This is a genomic window from Pseudomonas sp. G2-4 (genome assembly GCF_030064125.1).
Classification (GTDB): Bacteria; Pseudomonadota; Gammaproteobacteria; order Pseudomonadales; family Pseudomonadaceae; genus Aquipseudomonas.
Genome location: NZ_CP125957.1, coordinates 5,363,997 through 5,387,382, shown reverse-complemented (window position 1 = coordinate 5,387,382; position 23,386 = coordinate 5,363,997). Strand labels below are relative to the sequence as shown.

Genomic DNA, 23,386 nt, shown 5'->3' with positions numbered 1-23,386 from the left:
CCGCTGGGTTGCGAAGCAACCCCAAATCAGAGTTCCCAGTGTGTCAGGCACAATGCTGTCGCTGTGTTAGGGCTGCTGCGCAACCCAGCGGGAGCAAGCTCCCTCGCCACAAAAAGCGGCAATCAACGTGTAGCCTTTTTGTAGCCATTTGTAGCACTCCCTTCAATACCTCCTCGTTTACAGCTAGTCTGCGGACATCTGCAACGCCGCCACCGCACTTCAACAAGAGCCGGCCATGACTGATCTGTCTTCACTTCCGGATTCTGCCCGCGCAGCCATCGCGGTCCAGGACGGGCGCTTTTACCGCCCGCCCTTGCCCGATGGTCACGTGGTGCGACCGCGGTTGTGCGAGCGTTTGAGCGCGGGGCTCGGCGGCCGGTTGCTGTTGGTGAGTGCGCCGGCAGGGTTCGGCAAAAGCTCCCTGGCGGTGGAGTTCTGCCAGGGTCTGCCGGCCCACTGGCAAAGCCTCTGGTTGGGACTCAGTGCCAGGGACAACGATCCGGGACGTTTTCTGGAGCGGCTGCTCGACGGGCTCCAGGCCTTTTTTCCGCAGTTGGGAGGCCGGGCGCTGGGGTTGCTGAAAATGCGTCAGCGCCACCAACCCTTTGCTTTCGAAGAATGGCTCGACGGTCTGCTGGACGAACTGTCCATGCATCTATCCCCCCACAAGCCCTTGCTGTTGGTGCTCGACGATTACCACCTGGCCCAAAGTCCGGTGCTGGATCGCTGCCTGCAATTTTTCCTCAATCACCTGCCCGACGGTTTGTTGGTGTTGGTCACCAGCCGCCAGCGTCCGGATTGGCATCTGGCGCGCCTGCGCCTGTCGCGGCAATTGCTCGAGCTGAACGAGCAAGACTTGCGCCTGACCCACGACGAGGCCCTGACCCTGCTCCAGCATCACAGCAGCTCGCTGCGTGGGGAGGCCCTGGAAAACCTGATCCAGCGCAGCGAAGGCTGGGTGGCCGGGTTGCGCTTCTGGCTGCTGGCCGCCTCCGAAGCCGGTACCGAAGGATTGCTGCCCCAGGCCCTGCACGGCGGGGAAGGGCTGATTCGCGATTACCTGCTCGAAGAAGTCATCGATTGCCTGCCCGCCGAGGTGCAGGCGTTTCTTTACGATACCGCTTCTCAGGAACGCTTTTGCAGCGAACTCTGTGATGCCGTGCGCGAAGCCCATGACAGCGCCGAGATCCTGGGGTTTCTGGCGGCTCACCAAGTGTTCCTGGTGCCGCTGGACGAACACGGCCACTGGTACCGTTACCACCACCTGTTTTCCGATCTGCTGCGCAGCCGGCCCAGTGCGCCGGCCATGGTGCCGGCCGCGACCCTGCACCTGCGGGCCTGTCGCTGGTTCAACGCCCAGGGCTTGATCGACGAAGCGGTGGAACAGGCCCTGCGGGCCGGGCACCTGGACGTGGCAGCGAACCTGGTGCAGAACCTCTCGGAGGAGCAACTGCTGGCCGAGCAGAACGTCGGCATGCTGCTGCGCTGGAAAATGGACCTGCCCGACAGCCTGCTCATCAGCACCCCGCGGTTGATCGTGCTTTACAGCTGGGCGCTGGGGCTGGCTTGTCAACTGGATGCCGCTGAAGAACTGGCCGCCCACTTGAGTCGTTTCCTGCCGGCACCTTCGGCAACGGCACAAAAATCCATGCTTGCCCAATGGCTGGCCCTCAGTGGAATTGTCGCCCGTGGTCGCGGCGATCGTGAAGCCACCGTGCGTTACTGCACCGAAGCCCTGGAGAGCTTGCCGCACAAACGCTACGGCCAGCGCTTGATGTGCCTGTCCACGCTGTCGAACCTGGCGATAGCCGACGGCGATTTGTGGCGCGCTCGCAGCTTGAACCGTGATTCCCTGGAGCTGGCCCAGCGGGTGGGTAATCCGCTGTTCGAGGCTCTGGCCCATTATGATCGCGCCCGGGTATTGCAGGCGCGGGGAGAAATCCTGCGGGCGCTGGATGAAGTCCACCAGGGATTGCAGCGGTTGCACAAACTGTCGCCCCAACGGCTTTATGCGGTGCGGGCGCGGTTGATCCTGTACGAGGGCTTCCTGCTGACCTTGCGCATGCAACCCCAGGCCGGGTTGGCGCGGTTGCAGGCCGGCCTCATCGAGGCTCGGGCCTGCCGCGACATCAGCGTGTTGATCGGCCATTGCGTGATCGCCCGGATCGAAGGCTACAACGGCGAATTCGCCCGGGCCTTTGCCGAACTGGCCGAAGCCGAGCGCCTGATGCACATCTGGGACGTTCCGCCGATCTACTACCTGGCGATGATCACCCTGGTCAAATGCGAACTTTGGCTGACCCAAGGCCGCACTGACCTGGCCGAAGCCTGGTTGTTGCGCTTGGGACAGACCTACACCGGCGAACAGGCCGCCGCGCCGCCGGAATTCCACCCGCACCTGCCGCTGCATGTCGAACTGCAGCAAGCGCTGCTGGAGTCAATCCGAGGCCAACCGATGTTGGCTGAAGGGCGTCTCAATGCCTTGCTTGAACACAGCCAGCAGACCAACCGGCAGTTGCTCTACGTGATGGCGCTCAACCAGAAAGTCGCCTTGCTGCTGAGCCTCGGGCGCGAACCCGAAGCCCGCCGGACACTGGCCCAGGCATTCGAGGCCGCCACCGGCGGTGTGTTGCAGCCCTTCGAATGGTTGCTGGGCGAAGAACATCGTGAATGGCTGCGCGAGCAATTGCTGCATGCACCGTCCAGCACCCTGCGCGAAAGTCTGCTTGAGCGCCTGCCGTCAGCGGCGATTCAACCGGCCGACCCATTGGCACCTGTCGAAACACTCAGCAGCCGCGAGCGAGCGGTGCTGCAGTTGATTGCCCTAGGCTGTTCGAACCAGGAAATCAGCGACCAGTTGTTCATCTCGCTGCACACCGTCAAGACTCACGCCAGCCACATCAACAGCAAACTCGGCGTGGAGCGCCGCACCCAGGCGGTGGCGCGGGCGAAGGTGTTGGGGTTGTTGGGCTGAGTGAGGTTTTTGATCCGCCGAGCAACCTGTGGCGAGGGAGCTTGCTCCCGCTGGGTTGCGCAGCAACCCCAAGAGCTTCAGACATGATTTTTACCTGATACACCGAAAGGTTTCAGGGGCGCTTCGCACCCCAGCGGGAGCAAGCTCCCTCGCCACAAAAGCCAGTCAGAGCCAGTGAAGGAATGCTCAATGCTCCCCCGATACAAAACCATCCAATCCCCCGTGGGCCAACTGATCCTCGTCGCCCGGGAGGCAAGACTGGCGGCCATCCTGTGGGAAAACGAGCGGCTCAACCGGGTGCGCCTGGGGCCCTTGGAGGAGGATAACCATCACCCGACCCTTCGGGAGACCGAACGTCAACTCATGGAGTACTTCGCTGGACAGCGCAGGCGCTTTGATCTGCAATTGGATTTCGTCGGTACTGACTTCCAGATCCGGGTCTGGCATGCCCTGTTGACCATTCCCTTCGGCGAAACCCGCAGCTACCGCGATATCGCCCTTCAGATCGGCCAACCGACTGCGGTGCGTGCAGTGGGTGCGGCCAACGGCCGCAACCCCATCTCGATCATTGCCCCCTGTCACCGCGTCATCGGCACCTCCGGCAGCCTCACCGGTTTTGCTGGAGGCCTGGCGGCCAAACAGTTCCTGCTCAGCCTTGAAGGCCAGCAGACCCTGCAACTGGCGTTCTGAGCCTACCGGTGAGTCGGAGACAATAAAAAGCCCGTCCGATCATGGGATCGGACGGGCTTTTTGTGTCGTTTGGAAATTACTTCTTCAAACCGTAATGCTCATCGAGCATGCCGGGTGAATTGGGGGTCTTGGGGGCGTAGTCCCGGGGCGGTTCCTGATCCTTTGGCGGGGTCAGGCGTTCCCGTGGCGCCTGTGCCGCGTCGGCGTGCAGGGCGGCCAGCAGACGTTGGCGAGTCTGCTCGTCCAGGGCCAGGCGATTGGCGCCCTCGGACAAATGATCCTGGACGTCCTGGTAGCTCTGGGTGAGTTTCTTCACCAGAGAAGCGGTGCTGTTGAAGTGGGTGACCACTTCATTCTGATAACTGTCGAAACGTTCCTGAATGTCGTCCAGCTGACGTTGCGTGCTGTTAGGCACCGCATTGGGCAGCAGTCGGGCAAGCAGGAATCCAATGGCGACACCGGCAACCAGGGCAAGAGTCGGCAACAGCCAAACTAAGAGCGAGTGTTCCACGAGTCCTTCCTCTATAAACGGCTTTGCTTTACGTTAACGGCTCGGACCTGCGCTGTATACCGCGAAGAACATCGCAATCATGCCAAGCACAGACTTTTAGCTAGACGAGTCGACCCCATTCGGGGTCACGGAGTTCTTTCCCTTGCTTATGCGCGAAACCCCTGTATTCATCGATGGCCCTGTGGGCCAACTGGAAGCCTTGTACCTGGACAGCGACGCGCCCCGTGGCCTGGCGCTGATCTGCCACCCGAACCCGGTGCAGGGCGGGACCATGCTCAACAAAGTGGTCTCGACCCTGCAACGTACTGCCCGGGATGCTGGCCTGGTTACGTTACGTTTCAATTATCGAGGCGTCGGTGCCAGTGCCGGCAATCATGACATGGGCACCGGCGAAGTGGACGACGCCCAGGCTGCGGCCGATTGGTTGCGTGAAAAACACCCGCAACTGCCGCTTACCCTGTTCGGTTTCTCGTTCGGCGGATTCGTCGCCGCCAGCCTTGGTGGACGGCTGGAAGCCCAGGGCCAGGCGCTCAAGCACCTGTTCATGGTCGCCCCGGCGGTGATGCGCCTGGACGAGCAATCGCCCTTGCCGATGGGCGGCGAGTTGACCGTGATCCAGCCGGAAACCGATGAAGTCGTCGACCCCCAACTCGTTTACCAATGGTCCGACACGCTCAAGCGCCCCCATGAGCTGCTGAAAGTGGCAGAATGCGGACACTTTTTCCATGGCAAGCTGACCGATCTCAAGGATCTGCTCCTGCCGCGCCTCTCGAATTGACAGCAGTCTGACAAGCGATAACCCATGACGACTCGTACCCGTATCCTGACCGGCATCACCACCACCGGCACCCCGCACCTGGGCAACTATGCCGGCGCCATCCGTCCGGCGATCCTCGCCAGCCGCGACAGCAACGCTGATTCGTTCTACTTCCTGGCCGACTACCACGCCCTGATCAAGTGTGATGAGCCGTTGCGCATCCAGCGCTCGCGCCTGGAAATCGCCGCGACCTGGCTGGCCGGTGGCCTGGATGTGGACCGCGTGACGTTCTATCGCCAGTCCGACATTCCCGAGATCCCCGAGCTGACCTGGCTGCTGACCTGCGTCGCCGCCAAGGGCCTGCTCAACCGCGCTCATGCCTACAAGGCCTCGGTGGACAAGAACGTCGAGACCGGTGAAGACCCGGACGCAGGTATCACCATGGGCCTGTACAGCTATCCGATCCTGATGGCCGCGGACATCCTGATGTTCAACGCCCACAAGGTGCCGGTCGGTCGTGACCAGATCCAGCACGTGGAAATGGCCCGCGACATCGGCCAGCGCTTCAATCACCTGTTCGGCCAGGGCAAGGAATTCTTTGTCATGCCCGAGGCGCTGATTGAAGAAAGCGTCGCCACGCTGCCGGGCCTCGATGGTCGCAAGATGTCCAAGAGCTACGACAACACCATCCCGTTGTTCAGCGGTGCCAAGGACATGAAGGACGCGATCTCGCGGATCGTCACCGACTCCCGCGCCCCGGGCGAAGCCAAGGACCCGGACAACTCGCACCTCTTCACCTTGTTCCAGGCCTTCGCCACCCCGGCCCAGTCCACTGAGTTCCGCAGCGAACTGCTGCAAGGCCTGGGTTGGGGCGAAGCCAAGAACCGCCTGTTCCAGTTGCTCGACAGCGAGCTGGGTGAAGCGCGCGAGCGTTATCACCAGTTCATCGAACGTCCGTCGGACCTTGAAGACATCCTGCAACTGGGTGCGAAGAAAGCCCGGGCCGTCGCGACGCCGTTCCTCAACGAACTGCGCGAAGCCGTTGGCTTGCGTTCGTTTGTCAGCCAAGTCCAAGTGGCGACCAGCACCAAGAAAAAAGCCGCCAAGGCCGCACGCTTTGTGAGCTTTCGCGAGGACGACGGCAGTTTCCGCTTCCGTCTGCTGGCCGCTGACGGCGAGCAACTGTTGCTGTCTCGCCACTTTGCCGATGGCAAGGCTGCCGGCCAGGTTACCAAGCAATTGCAAGCCGGCCAGCCATTGGACGTGCGCAACGACGACCTCAGTTTCAGCGTTTGGCTCGAGGGCGAATGCGTGGCGGACAGCCCGGCCTTCGCGAACAGCGCCGCCCGGGATGCCGCCATCGATGCATTGCGCAGTGCCCTGACACCTGCCCAGGACTGACCCAGCGTGTAACCCCGACCATCGGCTCGGATAAGGGCCGATTGCCATTCCTCTGGGCCGTCGCTACAGTGACGGCCCGTTTTTGTTGCCTTGCTAACGAATATGACGCCCCTAGAACGATATCAAGCTGATCTGAAACGCCCGGAGTTCTTCCACGACGCAGCCCAGGAAACGGCGGTGCGGCATTTGCAACGCCTGTACGACGACTTGGTCGCCGCGTCGAATAACAAGCCAGGGTTTTTGGGCAAACTGTTCGGCAAGAAAGACCAGGTACCCGTCAAGGGCCTGTATTTCTGGGGCGGCGTGGGCCGTGGCAAGACCTATCTGGTGGACACTTTCTTCGAAGCGCTGCCGTTCAAGGAAAAAACGCGGACGCACTTCCACCGCTTCATGAAGCGCGTGCACGAGGAAATGAAGACCCTGGGTGGCGAGAAAAACCCGCTGACCCTCATCGCCAAGCGTTTCTCCGACGAGACCCGGGTGATCTGCTTCGATGAGTTTTTCGTTTCCGACATCACCGACGCCATGATCCTCGGCACCTTGATGGAAGAGTTGTTCAAGAACGGTGTGACCCTGGTCGCCACCTCGAACATCGTGCCGGACGGTCTCTACAAGGATGGCCTGCAGCGGGCGCGCTTCCTGCCGGCCATCGCGTTGATCAAGGAGCACACCGAGATCGTCAACGTCGACAGCGGCGTGGATTATCGCTTGCGTCACCTTGAGCAAGCGGAGCTGTTCCACTTTCCCCTGGATGCCGCCGCCGAAGAGAGCCTGCGCAAGAGCTTCCGCGCCTTGACGCCGGAATGCACCCAAGCGGTCGAGAACGATGTGCTGATCATCGAGAACCGCGAGATTCGCGCCATTCGCACCTGCGACGACGTGGCCTGGTTCGACTTCCGCGAATTGTGCGACGGCCCTCGCAGCCAGAATGACTACATCGAGCTGGGCAAGATTTTCCACGCCGTGCTACTCAGTGGCGTCGAACAGATGAGCGTCACCACCGACGACATCGCCCGCCGCTTTATCAACATGGTCGACGAGTTCTACGACCGTAACGTGAAGCTGATCATCTCGGCCGAAGTCGAACTCAAGGACCTCTACACCGGTGGTCGCCTGACCTTCGAATTCCAGCGGACCCTGAGTCGCCTGCTGGAAATGCAATCCCACGAATTCCTGGCGCGGGCGCATAAGCCGTAGGGCGATTCGGAAAACAAAAAAAAGGCCAGCGATTGCAGGCATTTTTTGTGCGCTCGAGATCAGCAGTTCACTTATAACCCTGTGGGAGCGAGCTTGCTCGCGATGGCGTCTTGTCAGTCAACATCAGTTCTGCTGAACCACCGCCATCGCGAGCAAGCTCGCTCCCACAGTGGATCGTTGCCAAGCCCTCGGCCTACGCCGCCTGCTGAAACTGCTGCCGATACTGGTTCGGCGACAGGTCGGTATGTTGCCGGAACAGCCGGGCGAAGAAGCTCGCATCGTCGTAGCCGACTTCATAGCTGATGGTCTTGATGCTCTTGCGGCTGCCGGACAGCAGGCCCTTGGCGGTTTCTATCCGCAGCCGTTGCAGGTAATGCAGCGGTTTATCACCCGTGGCGGTCTGGAAGCGGCGCATGAAATTGCGGATGCTCATGCCGTGTTCCCGGGCGACGTCCTCGAAGCGGAACTTGTCGGCGAAGTGTTCTTCGAGCCATTGCTGGATCTGCAGGATGATCACGTCCTGATGCAGTTTCTGCCCGCCGAAGCCGATTCTTCCTGGCGAATAATTGCGTTGCACTTCGTACAGGATGTCCCTCGCCACGGCCTGGGCGATGTTGGCGCCGCAGAAACGTTCGATGAGGTAAATGTAAAGGTCGCAGGCCGAGGTCGTGCCGCCGGCGCAGAACAGATTGTCGGCGTCGGTCAGGTGCTTGTCCTGATTCAGGTGCACTTGGGGAAAGCGCTCCTTGAAGGCATTGAAGAAACGCCAGTAAGTGGTGGCTTCCTTGCCATCGAGCAGCCCGGCTTCGGCCAGCCAGAAGACCCCGGTGGCTTCACCGCAGAGCACGGCTCCACGGGCATGCTGTTCCCGCAGCCAGGGCAGGACCTGGGGATAACGTTGGCACAGGTGGGCGAAGTCATCCCAGAACGCGGGCAGGATGATCACATCGGTATTTTCCAGGCCGCCATCCACCGGCATGATCACGTCGCTGAAGCTGTTTACCGGTCTGCCATCCGGACTGACCAGCCGGGTTTCGAACGCCGGTGTCAGGCCGTGGCCCAGTTGTTTGCCATAGCGCAGGCTGGCCAGGTGGAAAAAATCCTTGGCTTGCATGAGGGTGGAAGCGAAAACCCGGTCAGTCGCCAGGATGCTGACGCGCCGCAAAGGCGTGGAGACATGCATAGACATATTCATCTTATTTTTATAGGGGAAAGTGGTCACCAAACGGCTGGATCGTCTTATTTTTTGTCGGATGTGTCCAGTGTCCTGTCGTCCGTCCCGCGCTTAGGCTCTGTTGGATAACTCCATCCAACAATAACCAAAGGTGCGCCATGATCCCAAGAACCTTGTTCGCCCCCGAGCACGAGTTGTTTCGCGACAGCGTACGAACCTTCCTTGAAAAAGAAGCGGTGCCGTACCACAGCCAGTGGGAAAAACAGGGTCATGTCGACCGCCAGCTTTGGAACAAGGCGGGGGAGGCGGGCATGTTGTGCTCGCACCTTCCCGAGGCCTATGGCGGACTGGACGCAGACTTCCTCTACAGCACGGTGGTGATCGAGGAGATCGGCCGCCTGGGGCTGACAGGGATCGGCTTTTCGCTGCATTCCGACATCGTCGCCCCGTACATCCTGCATTACGGCAGCGAAGCGCTGAAGCACAAGTACCTGCCCAAGCTGGTGTCCGGCGAAATGGTCACGGCCATCGCCATGACCGAGCCGGGCGCAGGTTCCGACCTGCAAGGTGTGAAGACCACGGCGGTGCTGGACGGCGACGAATATGTGATCAACGGCTCGAAGACCTTCATCACCAATGGCTTCCTGGCCGACCTGGTGATTGTGGTCGCCAAGACCGATCCGAAGGCTGGCGCCAAAGGCACCAGCCTGTTTCTGGTGGAGGCGGGCACGCCTGGATTTGAAAAGGGCAAGCGCCTGGAAAAAGTCGGAATGAAGGCCCAGGACACGTCGGAGTTGTTCTTCCAGGATGTCCGCGTGCCAAAGGAAAACCTGCTTGGGCAGGCCGGGGCGGGCTTCGCCTATCTGATGCAGGAACTACCCCAGGAACGTCTGACCGTCGCCATCGGGGGCCTGGCCTCGGCCGAAGCCGCATTGCAATGGACCCTGGACTACACCCGCGAGCGCAAGGCATTCGGAAAATCCATCGCGGACTTCCAGAACACCCGCTTCAAGCTGGCGGAAATGGCCACCGAGATCCAGATCGGCCGGGTGTTCGTCGACCGCTGCCTGGAGTTGCATCTGCAAGGCAAGCTCGACGTGCCGACCGCGGCCATGGCCAAGTATTGGGGCACCGACCTGCAATGCAAGGTGCTCGATGAATGCGTGCAGTTGCATGGCGGTTACGGCTTCATGTGGGAATACCCGATTGCCCGGGCGTGGGCGGATGCGCGGGTGCAGCGGATTTATGCGGGGACTAACGAAATCATGAAGGAGATCATTGCGCGGTCGCTTTGAATTCGCTGTGAGCCTGAGGCCGCCATCGCGAGCAAGCTCGCTCCCACATTGATTATGCCTGGCCACGATTTTGTGAGCGGCACAGAACCCTGTGGGGGCGAGCTTGCTCGCGATGGGGTCAATGAATCAATCAAGGAGCGGGGTTTGGGTGATCCTTGTGAATCGCCTCAATCCCCGCCAGCACTTCATCCGACAGCTTCAGGTCGAAGCTGGCGATGTTGCTGTCCAGTTGCTCCAGCGTGGTGGCGCCGATGATGTTGCTGGTCACGAACGGCTGTTGGGTGACGAACGCGAGGGCCATCTGCGCTGGGTCCAGGCCATGTTCGCGGGCCAATGCGACATAACGGCTGCACGCCGCTTCCGACTGCGGGTTGAAATAGCGACTGAAGCGGCTGTAGAGGCTCAGGCGGCCTTTAGGCGGACGCGCGCCACCTTCGTATTTGCCCGACAGGAAACCGAACGCCAGCGGCGAGTAGGCAAGCAAGCCGCACTGTTCGCGGATAGCGATTTCCGCCAGGCCGACTTCGAAGCTGCGGTTGAGCAGGTTGTAGGGGTTCTGGATCGACACGGCGCGCGGCCAGCCACGGGCTTCGGCCAGGGCGAGGAATTTCATGGTGCCCCACGGTGTTTCGTTGGACAGGCCGATATGGCGGATCTTGCCGGCCTTGACCTGCTCGTCCAGCGCTTCGAGGGTATCCTCCAGCGGCGTGAGGTTGGCTTCGATCTTGTGTTTGTAACCGAGCTGGCCGAAGAAATTGGTGCTGCGCTCCGGCCAATGCAACTGGTAGAGGTCGATGTAGTCGGTTTGCAAGCGCTTGAGGCTGGCGTCCACCGCCTCGACGATGTGCTGGCGGTTATGCTTGAGGTTTTTGTCGCGGATGTAGTCGATGGTATTGCCGGGGCCGGCGATCTTGCTGGCCAGGATCCAGTCGCCGCGGTCGCCGCGGCGCTTGAAGTAATTGCCGATGTAGCGCTCGGTGGTGGCGTAGGTCTCGGCTTTCGGCGGTACCGGATACATCTCGGCGGTGTCGATGAAATTGATGCCGGCACCCTTGGCGCGTTCTATCTGGGCAAAGGCTTCGGCCTCGCTGTTCTGCTCGCCCCAGGTCATGGTTCCGAGGCACAGGGCGCTCACGTTCAGATCGGTACGGCCTAGCTGGCGATAATCCATCGGGGACTCCTTGGGCAAAACAATCATAAAAGCAGGTTGAATTATTTTTCGCAATCTGCATAATTGCGCACCTCTTTCTGCAGTGGAAGTGATGCGCCGCCGCCGAAGAATCTTGCCGTTGAACGGACGCGCCGACCCGAGCCCCCGAAAGCGTCTGTATCCGGCTGCCTTTGACTTGTCAAAGTACGCACTATTCAGTAAGATCCGCCGTCTAATTTACAGGGCGGCCCCTGAGGCTATAAAGAATGAAAACTTTTACTGCTAAACCGGAAACAGTAAAGCGCGACTGGTTTGTCGTCGACGCTGCTGGTCAGACCCTGGGTCGTCTGGCCACCGAAATCGCGAGCCGTCTGCGTGGCAAGCACAAGCCTGAGTACACCCCTCACGTTGACACCGGTGACTACATCGTCGTGATCAACGCTGAGCAAGTACGTGTTACTGGCGCTAAAACCACTGACAAAATGTACTACTCCCACTCCGGTTTTCCTGGCGGCATCAAGTCGATCAACTTCGAAAAGCTGATCGCCAAAGCCCCTGAGCGCGTGCTCGAGACCGCGGTTAAAGGCATGCTGCCTAAGAACCCACTGGGTCGCGACATGTATCGTAAGCTGAAAGTCTATGCGGGCGCTGCTCACCCTCATACTGCTCAGCAGCCCCAAGAACTGAAGTTTTAACGGAATAGTTCATTATGTCGGCGACTCAAAATTACGGCACTGGCCGTCGCAAGACTGCAACCGCACGCGTTTTCCTGCGTCCGGGTACTGGTAACATCTCCATCAACAACCGCACCCTGGATAACTTCTTCGGCCGCGAAACTGCCCGCATGGTAGTTCGTCAGCCGCTGGAACTGACCGAGACCGTCGAAAAATTCGACATCTACGTCACCGTTATCGGTGGTGGTGTAAGTGGTCAAGCTGGCGCAATCCGCCACGGCATCACTCGCGCCCTGATGGATTACGACGAAACTCTGCGCGGTGCTCTGCGCAAAGCCGGCTTCGTAACTCGCGATGCTCGTGAAGTTGAACGTAAGAAAGTCGGTCTGCGTAAAGCGCGTAAGCGTCCGCAGTACTCGAAGCGTTAATTCGCTTTCGCGTTCAAAAGCGCCCAGTTCCTTACGGAGCTGGGCGTTTTTTTATGGGCTAAATATTTATGCTGTGACAACTTGCCACATCCGTAGAAGCCCTATACTACAAGGCTTGGCGGTTTGGCCGCTTGGTAATTACCTTGTCAATATTGGGGCTTTTCATTACCATTCGGCAAAATTTTTATAAGTTCAGATTTTTACTTAGTAGACGCCTGATTTAACAGGCCACAAAGCTGATGGGAGAGGACTGAATGAGCAATGACGGCGTGAATGCAGGCCGGCGTCGCTTCTTGGTAGCAGCCACATCCGTGGTGGGTGCTGCAGGAGCGGTGGGGGCTGCGGTCCCGTTCGTGGGGTCATGGTTTCCCAGTGCCAAGGCGAAAGCCGCAGGTGCACCGGTGAAAGTGAATGTCAGCAAGATCGAGCCAGGCCAGCAGATGATTGCTGAGTGGCGCGGCCAGCCGGTGTTCATCGTCCGCCGTACAGAGGAAATCCTGGGGAATCTGAAAAAGATCGAGGGTCAGTTATCCGACCCTTCCTCCAAGAACTCGGTCCAACCGGAATACGTCAATCCTGAAACGCGTTCGATCAAGCCGGAAGTCCTGCTGCTGATCGGGATCTGCACGCACCTGGGTTGCTCGCCAACGTTCCGCCCTGAAGTGGCGCCTGCCGACTTGGGCAAGGACTGGGTCGGTGGTTATTTCTGCCCTTGCCACGGCTCCCACTACGACCTGGCTGGTCGCGTCTACAAGTCGCAGCCTGCACCTTTGAACCTGCCAGTTCCCCCGCATTCCTATGAGACCGACGACATCATTGTCATCGGCGTCGATACGGAGAAAGCGTGATGAGCAAATTCATGGATTGGGTTGATGCGCGCTTTCCCGCGACCAAAATGTGGGAAGACCATCTCAGCAAGTATTACGCTCCAAAAAACTTCAACTTCTTCTACTTCTTTGGTTCCCTGGCATTGCTCGTTCTGGTCAACCAGATCGTTACCGGTGTCTGGCTGACCATGAGCTACACCCCTTCGGCGGAAGAAGCATTCGCCTCCGTCGAATACATCATGCGCGACGTCGAGTACGGCTCGATCCTGCGTCTGCTGCACTCCACGGGCGCCTCGGCGTTCTTCATCGTGGTCTACCTGCACATGTTCCGTGGCCTGCTCTACGGTTCGTACCAGAAGCCTCGTGAGCTGGTGTGGGTCTTCGGCATGCTGATCTACCTGGCGCTGATGGCCGAAGCCTTCATGGGCTACCTGCTGCCGTGGGGCCAGATGTCCTACTGGGGGGCCCAGGTGATCATCTCGCTGTTCGGTGCGATCCCGGTCATCGGTGACGACCTCACCCAGTGGATCCGTGGTGACTACCTGATTTCGGGCATCACCCTGAACCGCTTCTTCGCCCTCCATGTCGTGGCCTTGCCGATCGTGATCCTCGGTCTGGTGGTGCTGCACATCCTGGCGCTGCACGAAGTCGGCTCGAACAACCCCGATGGCGTGGACATCAAGAAGCACAAGGACGAGAACGGCATTCCGTTGGATGGCATCGCCTTCCACCCGTACTACACCGTGAAAGATATCGTCGGTGTGGTGGTCTTCCTGTTCATCTTCTGCTCCATCGTGTTCTTCTTCCCGGAAATGGGTGGTTATTTCCTCGAGAAGCCGAACTTCGAACAGGCGAACGCCTTCAAGACCCCAGAGCACATTGCCCCGGTCTGGTACTTCACACCGTTCTACGCGATTCTGCGGGCGATTCCGGACAAGCTGCTGGGCGTTATCGCCATGGGCGCGGCCATTGCCGTGCTGTTCGTCCTGCCGTGGCTGGACCGCAGTCCGGTCAAGTCGATGCGCTACAAAGGCTGGCTGAGCAAGATCTGGCTGGTGATGTTCTGCATCTCGTTCGTGATCCTGGGTGTGCTGGGTGTGCTGGCGCCGACGCCGGGCCGGACGCTGCTGTCGCAGGTCTGCACCTTCCTGTATTTCGCCTACTTCATTCTGATGCCGTTCTACACCAGGCTCGAGAAGACCAAACCGGTTCCGGAAAGGGTGACTGGCTGATGAAAAAGCTATTTGCTGTACTGATTCTTGCTGCTATGCCTGTACTGTCTTTTGCATCCGCATCGGGTGGGCCAGAGTTGGAAAAAGTCGACATCGACGTTTCCGACAAGGCGGCCATGCAGGACGGCGCGCGTACGTTCGCCAACTACTGCATGGGTTGCCACAGTGCCAAGTTCCAGCGTTACGAGCGCGTAGCCGACGATCTGGGCATTCCTCACGAGCTGATGCTCGAGAAGATGGTATTCACCGGTGCCAAGCTGGGCGATCACATGAACATCGGTATGCAACCGGCAGACGCCAAGACCTGGTTTGGCGCTGCGCCGCCCGACCTGACCCTGGTAGCCCGTGTGCGGGGTACCGACTGGCTCTATGGTTACCTGCGTTCGTTCTATGAAGACCCTGCGCGTCCATGGGGCGTGAACAACAAGGTCTTCCCGAACGTCGGTATGCCGAACGTTCTGGTCGGCCTCCAGGGTCGTCAGGTGGTAGGCTGCAAGCAGGTGCAAATCGTCGAGGACGGCAAGAAGCAATTCGACCCGTTGACGGGTACGGCTTTGACGCATGAAGCCTGCGACCAACTGACCGTGTTGCCGAACACCGGCAGCCTGACCGAAGAGCAGTTCGACGAGAAGGTCAAGAATCTGGTGACCTTCCTGGCCTACTCGGCCAACCCGGTGAAGCTGGAGCATCAGCGCATCGGTACTTATGTGTTGCTGTACCTGGCGTTCTTCTTCGTATTCGCTTACCTGCTCAAGCGTGAATACTGGAAAGACGTGCATTGATAAAGCTGTAATCCGTTGCTGTTAATCGTGCGCGCCCAAGGGCGTCTCTGAAAGTGTAACGAGCCTGGTCAGCCAGGTGTTACGGGAGGCGCCCTCTGGGCGCGCTCGCTTTTCCGTTTTTCGATAATTTCTACAAGCGAGGAGGATCGCCATGGGCGTGACCAATCGGTTGGCCTGTTACTCCGACCCCGCCGACCACTATTCCCACCGGGTACGCATCGTACTGGCAGAGAAGGGTGTCAGCGCCGAGATCATTTACGTTGAAGCGGGCCGTCAGCCGCCGAAGCTGATCGAGGTGAACCCTTACGGCAGCCTGCCCACGCTGGTCGATCGTGACCTGGCATTGTGGGAGTCGACCGTGGTGATGGAATACCTGGATGAGCGTTATCCGCATCCGCCTTTACTGCCGGTGTATCCTGTCGCGCGCGCCAACAGTCGTTTGCTGATCCATCGCATCCAGCGTGACTGGTGCGGGCTGGTGGATCTGATCCTGGATTCACGCACCAAGGAGCCGGCACGGGTCGTGGCGCGCAAAGAGTTGCGTGAAAGCCTGACTGGCGTATCGCCGCTGTTCGTCGACAAGCCGTTCTTTCTCAGTGAGGAACAAAGTCTGGTGGATTGCTGCCTATTGCCCATACTCTGGCGTTTGCCGATTCTGGGTATTGAACTGCCGCGGCCTGCCAAGCCGCTGCTTGATTATATGGAGCGCCAATTTGCGCGTGAGGCTTTCCAGGCGAGTCTGTCTGGTGTCGAACGCGACATGCGCTAAGGCTTAAGGAGCCGCTATGAACTCCAGTCGACCTTATCTGGTCCGCGCGCTCTACGAGTGGATTGTGGACAACGATTGCACCCCGCACATGCTGGTCAATGCCGAGTATCCGTCGGTGCAGGTGCCGCAGGGTTTTGCCAATGATGGGCAGATTGTCCTGAATGTGTCGCCGGCTGCCGTGCGTCATTTGCACATGGATAACGATGCTGTCAGCTTTGAAGGGCGCTTTGGTGGTGTGCCGCACACTCTGTACGTGCCTATTGCCTCGATCCTGGGGATTTATGCCCGGGAGAATGGCCAGGGCATGGTGTTTGAGCTGGAAGTGCCGCTGGATGGTGAAGATGAGCTTGAGCCGGATGATGATTTGCCGCCACCGGATGATGAGCCGCCGCGTCCTAGCGGTCGGCCGAGTTTGAAGGTGGTGAAGTAGAAGCGATTCGCGTGCAGGTTGTTTGAATAGCCTGGTGATTTGCTGGTGGGTTAAGGGAATGCCTGTATCGGAAGATGCGGGCATTTTTTTTATGAGCGGTATCTGCTCTCAGAGTCGGACATTCCCCCTCAGGTCGGCTATGAGTACGAAGATACTGCCTGGCACCGCAACGATCACCCCAAGGTGGAATCGGTAGTGATCAATACCGAGTCGGGCAACTGCATAGTGGAGCTCGATCCTCTCCAAGCCGGGGATGCTGATGCAGTGGAGCGCCACTTTGAGAATGCGCTGAAACCCAATGGGTGGCGGGACCAAAGCGCGTGAGGTGGCGTGATGCCGCGTGATCAAAGGTCCTTGTTAACGATTGTGGTTGCTTGCATAATTGACCTGCGGCTTAGTCGTGTACCGCAGGGTGGTTACAGGGCTCCGAAAGGAGCGCACCCCGTTACTGGGCAACCAGTTCGCCGAGCGCGACGCAAGAACGACCTGCCCCGTCGAATGCATGCAATCGACGGCTGAGAATCCCTCCTTGAGAGGGATTCGCCGTTTCTGGATCCTTCATTTTTTCTGCTTAGGCCGATTCCTGACTTCTTTTGGGAACTGGTTCTTAGTTTGTGCTGCGTATCAAAAGCCACCTTGAAGATGGTAAGCCCTTTCTTTTGCACCGGCACCCCTGGGGATCCCTCGCCAGTTCTGGCAAAAAAGGCGCTTGTGACATGGATGCGCAGCAATCGATTTTCGCGAAAAATGGCCATGCAGATTTTGAAAGGCTCCAGCTGGCCGCTGCTGGTATTCAACACGGTAATCGTGAAAAACACTTCGCCTTGGACTTGGTAGATGGTGGCGACATCCAGTTTTTCGATCATACCCCGTAGCCACTTGGACGCTTCGTAACGTTCCAGGCAAATAGTCCGGCTTTCACGGCCATCCGCGTATTTCAGCGGGATATTCTGATCGGTGTCGTCCTTGGTAAAGCAGTGCAATCCGTAGGTGACCACAAAGCGAATCGGTTCCTTGCCTTCTTCCTTTTGGAAAACTACTTCATGGGCATCCAGGTGTCCGAGGCTACACGACTGCCCTGCATGCTCGAACGGCTCCCAACGTGAGAGCGCGTCCACTTGAAAATTCGCCAAGCTCGGTCCCGGACAATGTGATGAAGGCGTCGACTCTACCCAAAAAAATAGGTTGGATCCGGCGAGGTGCAGAGACGGCCAAGTAGTGGCATCTATTCACTGCTGCTCAGGGGTGGCAGCCGTACGCAGGTGGAAAACCGAGGTAAACGAGCCCGACAGACCCGAAGGTCTCCCGCGCACAGCCGCCATAACGAAAGCATGGTCAAAAAACGACCGCAAGCGTACGTTATGAAGGGAGCTTTCGCGCTGTTTACTTATCGGGTTTCCAAGCCCGGTCGCTGAACTTGCAGCGACGGGAAAAGGTTAGCGAAAGCCCTTCCCACCCGACAACCGCCAGAGCTCGTCGGAAAAATCTACTTGAATCAGGAAGCGTGTCCGACCATTCCCACAAAGCTTGGTCGGCTGTCAGGCCGCCATCGCGAGCAAGCTCGCTCCCACAATTGGATCGGAGTACGACCGAGAGAACCAGGTCGGCTCTCAGGCCGCCTCGCGACGGACGTTGATCTCGGCGCCCCGTTAACCACGCTGGCCGAACGCAGGCATTGCGCAGTGGGCAACCCGGCATGGATGCCGGGTTAGCCGCGCTGGGCCATGGATGGCCCTTCGCGGCGGCCCACGGAGCAATGCCGGAGTGAGGGCACACCGAGCCTAGGCGAGGTGCCGAGTGGTGGGGCAAAAGCGCTTTGGTTACTTTCGCCTGGGCCGGCTTCCGGATTTTCGAAAGTGACCCGCTGTAAGAGCGGAACCGCCAGTAGCCGTTACCGCAGCAACGGATATACACCCAAAACCCGAAAATCCCGCCCATAAAAAAACGGCGCCATCCCACCCTGGAAGAAGCGCCGTTTTTAAGTAATCAACACGACCAACAAGCTGCGTCTCACAAAGCCCGCAACCGAACCACCCCTTAATCGATGTACTCAAACAACTTAACGATTTTCTGTACCCCGGAAACGCTTTGCACCAAGTTAGTCGCCTGAGCAGCCTCTTTCTTGGTCAGCAACCCCAGCAGATAGACAATGCCATTCTCAGTCACAACCTTGATGCGCGAGCCAGGAATACTGGAATCAGCAATCATCTGAGTCTTGATCTTGGTGGTCAGCCACGCATCGTTCTGGCGTGCCAGCAGCGAGGAGGGTGACAGCACCTGCAGTTCGTTATGCACAGTCTTGACCCGCTGCACAGCGCTGGCTTCCTGCTCGGCCTTGGCCTTGAGGTCGGCGCGTGGGGTCTGGCCGGCAAGCAGCACGACACCGTTGAAACTGGTGACGACAATGTGCGAATTGTTATCCAGGTCCGGGTCGGCCTTGGCGATGTTCACTCCCACTTTGGTTTCGATCAGGGAATCATCGATCTTGCTGCCGAAGGTGCGGGTGCCGCGGTCATCTTCAATCGGCTTTTCCCGGCTGGCGTTAACCACCGATGTGCAGCCGCTGATGCCGAGGCACAGGGTCAGGGCCAGAAGGCCTAGGCGATTAGGGGTCATTCTTCACTCCCGAACAGTTGGCTGTCGATCAAGTCGCAAAGACAGTGGATCGCCAGCAGGTGGACTTCCTGAATACGTGCAGTGACATTGGCCGGTACGCGGATCTCGACGTCTTCGGGCAGCAGCAGTGACGCCATGCCGCCACCGTCGCGACCGGTCAATGCTACGACAATCATTTCGCGATCATGTGCGGCCTGGATCGCTTGAATAATATTGGCCGAGTTGCCGCTGGTGGAAATCGCCAGCAGCACATCGCCGGGCTGGCCCAGGGCGCGGATCTGTTTGGAGAATATTTCGTTGTAGCTGTAGTCGTTGGCGATCGAGGTGATCGTCGAGCTGTCGGTGGTCAGTGCAATGGCCGGCAGGCTTGGGCGCTCGCGCTCGAAGCGGTTTAGCAGCTCCGACGAGAAGTGCTGGGCATCCCCGGCAGAACCGCCGTTGCCACACGAGAGCATTTTGCCTTCGTTGAGCAGGGCGTTGACCATCACTTGGCTGGCTTGCTCGATGTGCGGTGCAAGTACGTCCATCGCCTGTTGCTTGGTGTCGATACTGGCCTGAAAAAGCTGGCGAATTCGCGATTGCATGTCCATCTGTGTGACCTTAAGTAGCGCGGCTTATCGGCACAAACATGTGCGGCCCGCAAAGCAAAGAGCAAAAAAGTTAAATGAAAGTGTCCGGCTCGGCATGGGGCTCAGCTGTCGAAGGCGTTCTGCAGCCAGTTCAACTGATCGGCATTGCTGTCAATGGCAACTACGTCGAAACGGCAGGGATGATCGGCCCAGCGAGACTCCTTTTGCAGGAAATACTGCGCGGCGAAAACCAGCTTCTGGCGCTTGCGCCCGTCGATGCTGTCGAGCGCACCGCCCCATTGGGTATTTTTTCTGTAGCGAACTTCGACGAATACTACTGTATCGCCATCAAGCATGACCAGATCAAGCTCGCCGCGTTTGCACAACCAGTTCTGCGCCAGGAGACGCAGACCTTGTTGTTGAAGATGCGCGAGGGCCTGGCCCTCGGCATCCCGTCCGCTTTGCTGGCGTGACCGGTCAGGCATCAGCGCTGGGTGTCCGGAAGGCGCTGGACCTGGCCGTTGACGAACTCGGCCCAAGGTAATTGACGCTGTACGCGTTGGGATGGCGACACGGCCAGGCTGCCTGTCAGGCCTTCGATGCGGCTGTCCGGCAGGGTCTTGAGCTGACCCAGGCGCGGCGCCAGGCGGTAGGCGTCTGCCCCCATTGCGTAGAGTCGGCCCATGCTGCCACCGGCCTGGGGCCACTGAGCGGTGACCTGCTTGCGTAGCGGGTCATTGGCATCGAGCAGCCAAGGGGTTTCGCAAAAGCGAATACCGTTCATGTCGTTGTACTGGTTCTGGTCGCCGCTGGCGCTGAACACCTGGGAAGTCGCATAGACCGGCACGTCGCCGGCGTACTGGAAGTTCAGGGTCGGCTTGATCTGCTGGGCCTGTTGCGGGGTCGATGCCAGAAAGATGAACTCGATGTCCTGGCGACGCGATGGCTGGGCTGCGACCGTGGTTCCGACAGTATTTTGCAGGCTTTTGGCGCGACCTTCGCTCTGGCGCAGTTGGAACATGTCAGCGATCTGCTGGGCCAGTTGCACCGGTTGGTCGACCCGCTCGACAGCGACGATGGTGCCGCCGTTGGCCTGCCAGTCTTGGCTGAAGGCTTTCAATACGCGATCACCCCATTCACTTTTCGGCACCATGACGGCTGCGCGATGCAGGCCATCGGCGCGGGCGCGACGGGATACTTCGCGTGCTTCATCCTCGGCCGCCAAGCCGAACTGGAACAGCTGGGCGGGGCCTTGTTCGCCTTCGCTGTAGTTCAACGCCAGGGTGGTGATCGGCAGTTGCGCAAGGGAACTGATCTGCTTGACCAGCGGCTTCTCCAGCGGGCCGACGACCATCTGCACGCCGTCAGCCTGGGCCTTGCGGTAGAACTCGTCCATGGAGGTCAGGCTGGCACTGTCGTAGAACTGGATGCTGGGTGGCTTCTGCCCGGCTTGTTGAGCCTGGTAGTGCGCCGCCATGAAACCTTCACGCAAGGCTTTGGCGACGGTGGCCAGCGGGCCACTTTGGGGCAGCAGCAGGGCGATCTTGCTCAGCGGCTGGCTCGCCAGCTCCTTGAGCTTGACCAGCGGTGTTGGTAGCTGGAGGGCGGCCGGGTGCTTCGGGTTCTGTTCGCGCCAGCTGTCGATAGCGGCCTGTTGCTGTTCCAGGGTGCCGGCGGTTTTCACGGCCTGGGCCAGGCCCAGCCAGCCGCCGAGATCGTCGGTGGTGGTCGGTTGCAGTTGGTCGGTGGGCAGCGAGGCGATCAGCGACCAGATCGCTTCGTGGTTTTTCGCCGCCGCGTCGTTCTCCAGCAGAGGGGCAATGAAGATGCGCTCCTTGGCAGCTGCCAACGTCTGGCCATCGGCCTCAAGGGCACGGGCGCGAACAGTGCCGGTGCGGACCTGCTGTTCCACCGGCAGCTCGCTCAGGTGTTGCAGGCTTGGGTGGCTCAGGGCGGTCAGCGCGGCCTTGGGTTGGTTGCGCGTCATTGCCAGTTCGGCTGCCAGGGTGCTGGCGAAAATCTGCTGGCCGGGCTTGAGCTGCTCCACGGGTACTTGTTGCAGGATCTGCGCGGACTGGCCAGCGTTGCCCTGGCGGTAGGCCAGGTCTGCTGCGCTCAGGCGCAACAGGGCGGCTTTTTCCGGTGTTTTACTTTGGGCGGCCTGTTCGAGCAACTGCTCGATACTGGCATCCGGGGTCCGTGGAAGTTCGCCAAGGCTGGACGAGGGCGAGCTGGCGCAGGCCGCCAGGAGGGCAGCGAGGCAGAGGGCGGAGAGCAGCCGCAGGCAAGCGATCATGTAAAGTGTTCCTGATACGAGATCAAATTAGCGTCGAATTGTACCCAAGCACTGGCCGGGGCGCGATGTTAGTGGCGTGAATCGATCAATTTAGGTATTTCAAATGTTGCGGCGCAGCACAAAAGACAGGTATTGCCCACAATGGCTGATGTGAACAGCCGAGACCGTCGGCACACGCTACAATGGCGGTTTTTACCGATCATGAGGTATGCGCTTTGACTGCTCCAGGTGCTTTGAATTCCGCTGCGGGCTCGCTTTATGTGGTGGCGACGCCCATCGGCAACCTGGACGATATCAGTGCCCGGGCGCTTAAAATCCTGCAAGAGGTTGCCCTCATCGCAGCCGAGGACACGCGCCATTCCCTGCGCCTGTTGCAACATTTTGGCATCTCTACGCCGTTGGCGGCCTGCCATGAGCACAATGAGCGGGACGAAGGCAGTCGTTTTATTACCCGGCTTTTGGCAGGCGATAACGTAGCGCTGATCTCCGATGCAGGTACGCCACTGATTTCCGACCCTGGCTATCATCTGGTGCGTCAGGCTCGGGCGGCCGGCATCAGCGTGGTGCCGGTACCGGGGGCCTGTGCATTGATCGCGGCGCTGTCGGCCGCAGGCTTGCCGTCGGACCGTTTCATCTTCGAGGGTTTTCTACCGGCCAAGGCGGTGGGGCGGCGGGCACGCCTGGAGGCTATAAAGGAAGAGCCGCGTACCCTGATCTTTTATGAGGCGCCGCATCGCATCCTTGAATGCCTGCAAGACATGGAGCTGGTGTTCGGTCCCGAGCGCCCCGCGCTGCTGGCCCGCGAGCTGACCAAAACCTTCGAAACCCTCAAGGGGCTGCCGTTGGCCGAGTTGCGGGCGTTTGTCGAAAACGATAGCAATCAACAGCGCGGCGAATGCGTGGTGCTGGTGGCAGGCTGGACGGCGCCGGAAAGTGAGGAGGCCGTCAGCAGCGAAGCAATGCGTATCCTGAACCTGCTGCTTGAGGAAATGCCCCTCAAGCGCGCCGCTGCCCTGGCGGCGCAGATCACCGGCGAGCGCAAGAACGTGCTGTATCAGGTCGCGCTGGAAAAACAGAAGGACCAGTGAAACCGGGACACCGGGCTGGCCAAAGGCTTTTAGCGCTTGTTCTTCAGGCGCGCTACCGTTAACCTTCGCGGCGGAGAGTCGATCGGACAGTCGCTGCCCTCTATGAAAATTAGGGGGGGGAGGAAAGTCCGGGCTCCATAGGGCGAAGTGCCAGGTAATGCCTGGGAGGCGTGAGCCTACGGAAAGTGCCACAGAAAATAACCGCCTAAGCGTTTCGGCGCCGGTAAGGGTGAAAAGGTGCGGTAAGAGCGCACCGCACGTCTGGCAACAGTTCGTGGCTAGGTAAACCCCACTTGGAGCAAGACCAAATAGGGTCCCAAGGCGTGGCCCGCGCTGGGACCGGGTAGGTTGCTAAAGATGTCCAGTGATGGCCATCGTAGACGAATGACTGTTCAAGACAGAACCCGGCTTACAGATCGACTCTCCACCTTTTTCCCTCCCTGCCGGAATCACTGGCAGACGCAGTTCCTAATACCAAAAAAATCTTACTCTTAACAAATCACTTTAACTTGTGCGCGCAGCCTCC

22 protein-coding genes and 1 other RNA gene are annotated in these 23,386 nt (G+C 59.4%); 15 read left to right on the top strand and 8 right to left on the bottom strand.

All coding sequences use genetic code 11. The features are described from left to right. Window positions 1-235 precede the first annotated feature (235 nt). Both QNH97_RS23585 and QNH97_RS23580 read left to right on the top strand, forming a co-directional pair. A complete protein-coding gene (locus QNH97_RS23585; protein ID WP_283554138.1) occupies window positions 236-2,974 on the top strand; it encodes a winged helix-turn-helix domain-containing protein in 2,739 nt (912 codons plus the stop codon). Window positions 2,975-3,163: 189 nt separating this feature from the next. Continuing rightward, the gene (locus tag QNH97_RS23580) at window positions 3,164-3,664 is read left to right on the top strand and encodes a methylated-DNA--[protein]-cysteine S-methyltransferase (RefSeq protein WP_283554137.1); all 501 of its coding nucleotides are present in this window, start codon (window positions 3,164-3,166) and stop codon (window positions 3,662-3,664) included. 76 nt (window positions 3,665-3,740) lie between these two features. On the opposite strand, the gene QNH97_RS23575 is transcribed toward QNH97_RS23580, so the two are convergent. Then, window positions 3,741-4,175, bottom strand: a complete 435-nt coding sequence (locus tag QNH97_RS23575; protein WP_123344755.1) for a Z-ring associated ZapG family protein — start codon at window positions 4,173-4,175, stop codon at window positions 3,741-3,743. A 148-nt stretch (window positions 4,176-4,323) separates the two neighbouring features. Here QNH97_RS23575 and QNH97_RS23570 point away from each other — a divergent pair, with 148 nt between their 5' ends. From QNH97_RS23570 to zapE, 3 genes are all read left to right on the top strand, one after another. After that, the gene (locus tag QNH97_RS23570) at window positions 4,324-4,953 is read left to right on the top strand and encodes an alpha/beta hydrolase (RefSeq protein WP_283557542.1); all 630 of its coding nucleotides are present in this window, start codon (window positions 4,324-4,326) and stop codon (window positions 4,951-4,953) included. Between the two features lie 24 nt (window positions 4,954-4,977). After that, on the top strand, window positions 4,978-6,333 hold the full coding sequence (locus tag QNH97_RS23565; RefSeq protein ID WP_283554136.1) for a tryptophan--tRNA ligase: 1,356 nt from the start codon (window positions 4,978-4,980) through the stop codon (window positions 6,331-6,333). A 102-nt stretch (window positions 6,334-6,435) separates the two neighbouring features. Beyond that, the gene (zapE, locus tag QNH97_RS23560) at window positions 6,436-7,530 is read left to right on the top strand and encodes a cell division protein ZapE (RefSeq protein ID WP_283554135.1); all 1,095 of its coding nucleotides are present in this window, start codon (window positions 6,436-6,438) and stop codon (window positions 7,528-7,530) included. Window positions 7,531-7,723: 193 nt separating this feature from the next. Here the strand turns inward: zapE and QNH97_RS23555 are convergent, their stop codons facing one another. Next, window positions 7,724-8,620 (bottom strand): GlxA family transcriptional regulator, encoded by an 897-nt coding sequence (locus QNH97_RS23555; protein WP_283557541.1) that lies wholly within the window; start codon window positions 8,618-8,620, stop codon window positions 7,724-7,726. A gap of 242 nt (window positions 8,621-8,862) precedes the next feature. Between QNH97_RS23555 and QNH97_RS23550 the strand changes: the two genes are divergently transcribed. After that, entirely contained in the window at window positions 8,863-9,999 is a 1,137-nt protein-coding gene (locus QNH97_RS23550; RefSeq protein WP_283554134.1) for an acyl-CoA dehydrogenase family protein, read from the top strand. Between the two features lie 130 nt (window positions 10,000-10,129). Here QNH97_RS23550 and QNH97_RS23545 read toward each other — a convergent pair whose 3' ends face one another. After that, on the bottom strand, window positions 10,130-11,170 hold the full coding sequence (locus QNH97_RS23545) for an NADP(H)-dependent aldo-keto reductase (RefSeq protein ID WP_283554133.1): 1,041 nt from the start codon (window positions 11,168-11,170) through the stop codon (window positions 10,130-10,132). Window positions 11,171-11,415: 245 nt separating this feature from the next. Here QNH97_RS23545 and rplM point away from each other — a divergent pair, with 245 nt between their 5' ends. From rplM to QNH97_RS23510, 7 genes are all read left to right on the top strand, one after another. Then, window positions 11,416-11,844 (top strand): 50S ribosomal protein L13, encoded by a 429-nt coding sequence (rplM, locus tag QNH97_RS23540; RefSeq protein ID WP_003178186.1) that lies wholly within the window; start codon window positions 11,416-11,418, stop codon window positions 11,842-11,844. Between the two features lie 14 nt (window positions 11,845-11,858). Next, entirely contained in the window at window positions 11,859-12,251 is a 393-nt protein-coding gene (gene rpsI / locus QNH97_RS23535) for a 30S ribosomal protein S9 (protein WP_003178188.1), read from the top strand. A gap of 254 nt (window positions 12,252-12,505) precedes the next feature. Beyond that, window positions 12,506-13,099: a ubiquinol-cytochrome c reductase iron-sulfur subunit gene (gene petA / locus QNH97_RS23530; RefSeq protein WP_003205363.1), complete on the top strand. Its 594-nt coding sequence runs from the start codon at window positions 12,506-12,508 to the stop codon at window positions 13,097-13,099. Then, window positions 13,099-14,310 carry a cytochrome b gene (locus tag QNH97_RS23525; RefSeq protein ID WP_283554132.1) on the top strand — a complete coding sequence of 404 codons (1,212 nt, stop codon included), beginning with the start codon at window positions 13,099-13,101 and terminating at the stop codon, window positions 14,308-14,310. Before petA ends, QNH97_RS23525 begins: the two co-directional genes overlap by 1 nt. Then, window positions 14,310-15,092: a cytochrome c1 gene (locus QNH97_RS23520; protein ID WP_283554131.1), complete on the top strand. Its 783-nt coding sequence runs from the start codon at window positions 14,310-14,312 to the stop codon at window positions 15,090-15,092. The genes QNH97_RS23525 and QNH97_RS23520 overlap by 1 nt, the downstream gene beginning before the upstream one ends. Before the next feature lie 151 nt (window positions 15,093-15,243). Continuing rightward, the gene (locus QNH97_RS23515) at window positions 15,244-15,861 is read left to right on the top strand and encodes a glutathione S-transferase N-terminal domain-containing protein (RefSeq protein WP_003178195.1); all 618 of its coding nucleotides are present in this window, start codon (window positions 15,244-15,246) and stop codon (window positions 15,859-15,861) included. Window positions 15,862-15,877: 16 nt separating this feature from the next. Next, a complete protein-coding gene (locus QNH97_RS23510; protein ID WP_092393812.1) occupies window positions 15,878-16,291 on the top strand; it encodes a ClpXP protease specificity-enhancing factor in 414 nt (137 codons plus the stop codon). Window positions 16,292-16,707: 416 nt separating this feature from the next. On the opposite strand, the gene QNH97_RS23505 is transcribed toward QNH97_RS23510, so the two are convergent. From QNH97_RS23505 to QNH97_RS23485, 5 genes are all read right to left on the bottom strand, one after another. Next, window positions 16,708-17,424 carry a YjaZ family protein gene (locus QNH97_RS23505; protein WP_283554130.1) on the bottom strand — a complete coding sequence of 239 codons (717 nt, stop codon included), beginning with the start codon at window positions 17,422-17,424 and terminating at the stop codon, window positions 16,708-16,710. Window positions 17,425-18,328: 904 nt separating this feature from the next. Then, a complete protein-coding gene (locus QNH97_RS23500) occupies window positions 18,329-18,907 on the bottom strand; it encodes a BON domain-containing protein (RefSeq protein WP_283554129.1) in 579 nt (192 codons plus the stop codon). After that, a complete protein-coding gene (locus tag QNH97_RS23495; protein WP_007904374.1) occupies window positions 18,904-19,497 on the bottom strand; it encodes a phosphoheptose isomerase in 594 nt (197 codons plus the stop codon). Before QNH97_RS23495 ends, QNH97_RS23500 begins: the two co-directional genes overlap by 4 nt. Before the next feature lie 101 nt (window positions 19,498-19,598). Next, the gene (locus tag QNH97_RS23490; protein WP_283554128.1) at window positions 19,599-19,961 is read right to left on the bottom strand and encodes a YraN family protein; all 363 of its coding nucleotides are present in this window, start codon (window positions 19,959-19,961) and stop codon (window positions 19,599-19,601) included. Continuing rightward, window positions 19,961-21,772 carry a penicillin-binding protein activator gene (locus QNH97_RS23485; RefSeq protein WP_283554127.1) on the bottom strand — a complete coding sequence of 604 codons (1,812 nt, stop codon included), beginning with the start codon at window positions 21,770-21,772 and terminating at the stop codon, window positions 19,961-19,963. The genes QNH97_RS23490 and QNH97_RS23485 overlap by 1 nt, the downstream gene beginning before the upstream one ends. 182 nt (window positions 21,773-21,954) lie before the next feature. Here QNH97_RS23485 and rsmI point away from each other — a divergent pair, with 182 nt between their 5' ends. Both rsmI and rnpB read left to right on the top strand, forming a co-directional pair. Beyond that, window positions 21,955-22,860, top strand: a complete 906-nt coding sequence (gene rsmI, locus QNH97_RS23480; RefSeq protein WP_283554126.1) for a 16S rRNA (cytidine(1402)-2'-O)-methyltransferase — start codon at window positions 21,955-21,957, stop codon at window positions 22,858-22,860. 74 nt (window positions 22,861-22,934) lie between these two features. After that, window positions 22,935-23,288: RNase P RNA component class A (rnpB, locus tag QNH97_RS23475), an RNA gene on the top strand. Window positions 23,289-23,386 lie beyond the last annotated feature (98 nt).